This window comes from Ruminococcus callidus ATCC 27760 (assembly GCF_000468015.1).
Taxonomy (GTDB): domain Bacteria; phylum Bacillota; class Clostridia; order Oscillospirales; family Ruminococcaceae; genus Ruminococcus_C; species Ruminococcus_C callidus.
Genome location: NZ_KI260486.1, coordinates 15732 through 20654 on the forward strand (window position 1 = coordinate 15732; position 4923 = coordinate 20654).

Consider the following 4923-nt stretch of genomic DNA (forward strand, 5'->3'; position numbering starts at 1 on the left):
GCCAGACGCTCTTTGTGCGGTATTGCCTTTATTGCAGGAAAATTCGAAGAATTCCCAAAATAAGCAGATGAACAGGATAAAAAAGATAGAAAAACCATTTGGAAAATGTCCGGCATCGTGTTCCGCGTGCTCCATTATAGCACAACAAAATGCCGAGGGCAGATGTGCCAATTCCCGCCATACTTAAAAATGCATACAGCAGGTTTTCTTCTAAGGAGAAACGTCCCAATCCACCCAGTACATTCATTCCGCCAAACAGCAGTGCTGCAACGGCAAATGCAATGGCTTCTTTGGTGCGGTTCTTTCCTGCCCAGCGAAACAGCAGTGTGAAAATCGGTGCCAGCCATGCCCAGTCGCTGATGCTGCTTAGCAGGATCAGTGCCAAAACCGCAACGCCCTTTATCCAGCGATTGTTTCCGTGTTCCAGCACCCAAAGGATTCCAAAGCAAATACAGAGGGTAAACAGCATGTTCAACCCGCAGAACTTCAGCGTATCTGTTTCAGAAAATGCCAAGTCATACGGCAGCTGGGAGATTCCCGCAAACAACAGCAAGCGGAAAAAGTAGTTTCGCTTCGAACGGGTGTAGCCATATCCCTCCACCAAAAAATAGACCATGGAAATCGCTGTGAAGTATCCCACTGCGGTGAACAGTTCACACAGCACCGTCCCAGCGGGCAGAAAAATTGTAGCGATGTGATTGAGCAGCATCGTCCCCATAGCAATGTATTTTAGGACGTTTTGGCTCCAGCCCGCATGTGATTTTGTGTCAGACTGATACATCAGATACCGCCTTCCTCTCTCTTTGTGGAATGTGCGTTTCTTTTTTTATTGCAATATTATACGTCGTATAATATTGATTACGCATATATTATAGCACGGTGAAGCCTATCTGTCAAGCCAAAACATGGTAAAAACAGCTTCGAATGTAAACAATCATAAGACATCGTGTAAATTCGAGTTCATAGTTGCACGTCGGCGTGCAACTTTTGCCCTCTGAGAGCCTATTAGTGAGAGGGGTTGTCGGAAACGAACAGTTCCTGTCGCAGAAAACCGAAAGGAGAAATGGAAAGATATGTCAAACTCAACGGAATCCAAACGGCGTGCCCTGTTCTGCTGTCACTATGCCAGACTGGGCGATGTCGCAGAGGCGGCACGGTGTGCCGGATACCCACCGGAAACGGCTGCGGCAGACGGGGCGGCGATTCTCCGGCAGCAGTGTTATCGCCGCATGGTGGCGAACTACCGCAGTGTGCTCCACGATGATCCGGCGGCAGCGGTACGGGCAGGACTGGAACGGCTGGCGTTCGGCAGAAGCAATGATGCGATCGGGCTGCTGCTGGCAGAGGAACCGCCTGGGGCGGCAGCGGTACAGGCTCTGGATCTGTTTCCGGTGTCCTCTGTGAAGCGGGACAAAAACGGCGGCATGGAGATCCACTTCTTTGACCGGCTGAAAGCGTTGACGGCTCTGTATGAGTACGGCGGCGATGCAGACGGCAAGGCGGCGGCACATGCCCTGCTGACAGCACTTTCCGGCAGAGAGGCGGTGGACAGCGATGCAGAAGATTAAGAACTTTTCGCCCCAGCAGAAACTCGCCATGTCGTGGTGGAGCCGCAAGCCCTACTGCGACTATGATGCCATTATCTGTGACGGTGCTGTTCGTTCGGGAAAAACTCTCGCCATGTCTATCGGCTTTGTCAGCTGGGCGATGACCTGTTTCCAGAACGGCAGCTTTGCCCTGTGCGGCAAGACGATCACGTCCCTGAAGCGAAATGTCATGACACCGCTGCTGGAACTGCTGGGCAGTCTGGGGTTCACCTGTCTGGAACGGGTGAGCAGGAATTATGTGGACATTTCTCTTTCCGGCAGGACGAACCGGTTCTATCTCTTTGGCGGCAGGGACGAAAGTTCTGCGGCACTGATTCAGGGCATGACGCTCTGCGGGGTATTTCTGGACGAAGTGGCACTGATGCCCCGTTCCTTTGTGGAGCAGGCACTGGCACGGTGCAGTGTGACGGGGTCGCGGCTGTGGTTCAACTGCAACCCCGACCACCCGAACCACTGGTTCTATCGGGAGTGGATCCGCAAGACCAAGGAAAAACACGCCCTGTATCTCCATTTCACCATGGCGGACAACCCCTCTCTTTCCAAGCGTGTGCGGCAGCGGTACGAACGCATGTACAGCGGGGCATTTTATGACCGGTTTGTACTGGGCAAGTGGACGGCGGCGGACGGGCTGGTGTATCCCATGTTTACACCGGAACGCCATGTGGTGCCGTCGGCTCCGCCCTGTGACCGCTACTGGATCTCCTGTGATTACGGCACAGTGAACCCGTCCTCTTTCGGGCTGTGGGGGCACTGTGACGGCACGTGGTACCGGCTGGAGGAATACTATTATGACGCAAGAGCCGAGGGCGAACGGCGAACCGATGAGGAACACTATGCCGCATTGGAACAGCTTGCCGCCGGATATGACATCGAAACTGTGGTGGTGGACCCTTCCGCAGCAAGCTTTATCGCTTGCATTCACAGCCACGGGAAATTTCGGGTGCTTCCGGCAGACAACGATGTGAACGCCGGCATTCAGCAGGTCAGCCGCCTGCTGTTGCAAGACAAGCTGCGGTTCTGCGAATCCTGTCGGGATATTCGGCGAGAGTTCAGCCAGTACTGCTGGAACGATTCCATTCACGGAGATGCTCCCAAAAAGGAGCATGACCACGCCATGGACGACATGCGTTATTTTGTACGCACAGTGGTCTGCCGGAATCCGGCAGACGGATTTTTTGCGGTATCCGCAGCAAGGAGGTGAGATGACGGGAAAAGCACTCCGGCAATACCGCACAAAGAGCGTCTGGTGACTTTGCACGCCATCTGCTTGCAAATTTCCCGTCATATTTCACAAAAATGCTCGTGAATACATCAAGTATTCACTCTGCTTTTTGCTCCATCTGACGGAAAATTTGACGACGCATCTGTCGCACAATCTTTGTGCGGTATTGACGTCCTTTTCCCGTCAGAATGTATGGGATTATTTCCGAGGAAAAAGAAACCGCCTGTGGGCGGCGGCATTTTACAGACTGCGGCACGGCAGGAACAGCCTTATGCCGTGCCGGAAACGCCGAATCCCTGTGAAGCGGCACTGTACACCGGACTGCGTCGGGCGGTGCCGGTGATCGATGCCGCGATCGGAAAAATCGTCCGGCTCACCGGCAGTTTCCGGCTGGTGTGCGAGGACAGACGCATGCAGCCGCAGCTGGACGATTTTGTACAGAACGTGCCGGTGGGGCTGACCGGACAGTCCCTGCAAAGTTTTGCGGACTGTTATCTGGACAGCCTGTTGACCTACGGCAATGCTCTGGGGGAAATGCTGATCGACAACCGCACCGGCTTTCTGGGCGGCTTACAGACAGTCCCCGCAGAGTTGGTACAGATTCGCTCCGGCAGTCAGCCGCTGGAACGGCAGTACTGGCTTCGCGGGGAGCAGGAATCGGACATGGTGCGGATCGCAAGACCGGAACGCATCCTGTTTACGGCACTAAATCCCCCTGCCGGCGGTGTTTATGGAGTATCGGTATTGCGTGGACTGCCGGCATTGAGCCGGATTCTGCTGCGGATCTTTGAGTGTATCGGGCAGAATTACGACCGCATGGGCAACGTCCGCTATGCTGTTACCTATAAGCCCTCTGCCGATCCGGCTGAACGTGCCTATGCCGGCGAACGGGCAAGACAGATCGCCAGAGAGTGGAGCGAGGGCATGCGTGCCGGCACACAGGGCGAGATTCGGGATTTTATCTGTGCCGGCGATGTGGACATTCGAGTCATCGGGGCGGACAATGCCCTGCTGGATACGGAAGTGCCGGTGCGGCAGCTGTTGGAACAGCTGATCGCCAAGCTGTCCATTCCGCCGTTTCTGCTGGGGCTGAACTGGACTTCTACCGAACGCATGAGCAGCCAGCAGGCGGATATTCTGACTTCTGAATTAGAATATTACCGCCGCCTGCTGGAGCCGGTGCTCCGCCGTGTGGGGATCGCATTCCTGCGGCTGGCGGGGTCTGCGGCAGGTGTTTCGGTGGAGTGGAGCAACATCAATCTACAGGACGAAACCGAGTATGCACAGGCACGGCTGTGGAACGCACAGGCGGCACAGCTGGAACAACAGTTGGAGAATTGCTGAGGAGGGATTCGAAAAATGGTACAAAATCAGATCCGCTCGCTGTTTTTGCTGTTTGCCGGCGAGGAGGAACTGCCTGACGCGGTACAGCCTGTTCTGGACGAAGCGGTTCTGGAAGTGCAGCAGGCTCTAAAGGACGGAGCAGACGAGGACGATGCCCGTCTGAACTGGCTGGCGGCAGCGGTGGCGTTTCTCCGGTACACGGAGATCACCGCCGCCAGAGATCGGGCAGCCTGCACCTTTGCCGGAACGATCGCACAGAACACAGACGCTGCCCAGAAGCTGGAGTTTGCCGGCTTGCTGGTACAGGCATACCGCCGGCTATGCCGGTCGCTGCTGGAAGATGAAACGTTTTTGTTTCAGACGGTGTAGGGGTTCTTCGTGAAGTGTACTTTCTGGGGCAGTCGTGTCGAAACCGTTCGGCGGAATTCGCTCGTTCCTCGCTGTCCGCCTTGGGCTTGCCGTCACAGAGGGAGGAGAACTGTCGTTAGGCGGTGGTGGGGTTCCTCCGTGAAGTGTACTTTCTGGGGCAGTCATGTCGAAACCGTTCGGCGGAATTCGCTCGTTCCTCGCTGTCCGCCTTGGGCTTGCCAACGCCGATTGTTGCCCTTGCCTGTATCGGTAATGTTGGTATTCAGGTGTTTTCTAGTGTAAGTGGGTGACTTTTATTTTTACGGCGTTTGCAAGTTTATCTGTTCATCATCTTCCGTATACAACCCATTTCACAAGGAGTTACGCTTCTTTTTTTCTTTA

Annotated in this window: 5 protein-coding genes; 4 read left to right on the plus strand and 1 reads right to left on the minus strand. The window is 54.8% G+C overall.

All coding sequences use genetic code 11. The features are described 5' to 3' along the window. Positions 1 to 28 precede the first annotated feature (28 nt). On the minus strand, positions 29 to 781 hold the full coding sequence (locus RUMCAL_RS13275) for a TraX family protein (RefSeq protein WP_021683499.1): 753 nt from the start codon (positions 779 to 781) through the stop codon (positions 29 to 31). Between the two features lie 292 nt (positions 782 to 1073). On the opposite strand from RUMCAL_RS13275, the gene RUMCAL_RS13280 reads away from it, so the two are divergent. The 4 genes from RUMCAL_RS13280 to RUMCAL_RS13295 all read left to right on the plus strand — a co-directional run bounded on the left by RUMCAL_RS13280 (position 1074) and on the right by RUMCAL_RS13295 (position 4542). Then, positions 1074 to 1568: a terminase small subunit gene (locus tag RUMCAL_RS13280; protein ID WP_021683500.1), complete on the plus strand. Its 495-nt coding sequence runs from the start codon at positions 1074 to 1076 to the stop codon at positions 1566 to 1568. Then, positions 1555 to 2808: a PBSX family phage terminase large subunit gene (locus tag RUMCAL_RS13285; protein WP_021683501.1), complete on the plus strand. Its 1254-nt coding sequence runs from the start codon at positions 1555 to 1557 to the stop codon at positions 2806 to 2808. Before RUMCAL_RS13280 ends, RUMCAL_RS13285 begins: the two co-directional genes overlap by 14 nt. 246 nt (positions 2809 to 3054) lie before the next feature. Continuing rightward, the gene (locus RUMCAL_RS13290; RefSeq protein WP_242823520.1) at positions 3055 to 4173 is read left to right on the plus strand and encodes a phage portal protein; all 1119 of its coding nucleotides are present in this window, start codon (positions 3055 to 3057) and stop codon (positions 4171 to 4173) included. Positions 4174 to 4188: 15 nt separating this feature from the next. Continuing rightward, positions 4189 to 4542 (plus strand): hypothetical protein, encoded by a 354-nt coding sequence (locus RUMCAL_RS13295; protein WP_021683503.1) that lies wholly within the window; start codon positions 4189 to 4191, stop codon positions 4540 to 4542. The last annotated feature ends 381 nt before the right edge of the window (positions 4543 to 4923 follow it).

Coding starts and splice junctions, on each gene's coding strand:
- RUMCAL_RS13275 (WP_021683499.1), bottom strand. CDS start 781: ATGTATCAGTCTGACACAAAATCACATGCGGGCTGGAGCCAAAACGTC.
- RUMCAL_RS13280 (WP_021683500.1), top strand. CDS start 1,074: ATGTCAAACTCAACGGAATCCAAACGGCGTGCCCTGTTCTGCTGTCAC.
- RUMCAL_RS13285 (WP_021683501.1), top strand. CDS start 1,555: ATGCAGAAGATTAAGAACTTTTCGCCCCAGCAGAAACTCGCCATGTCG.
- RUMCAL_RS13295 (WP_021683503.1), top strand. CDS start 4,189: ATGGTACAAAATCAGATCCGCTCGCTGTTTTTGCTGTTTGCCGGCGAG.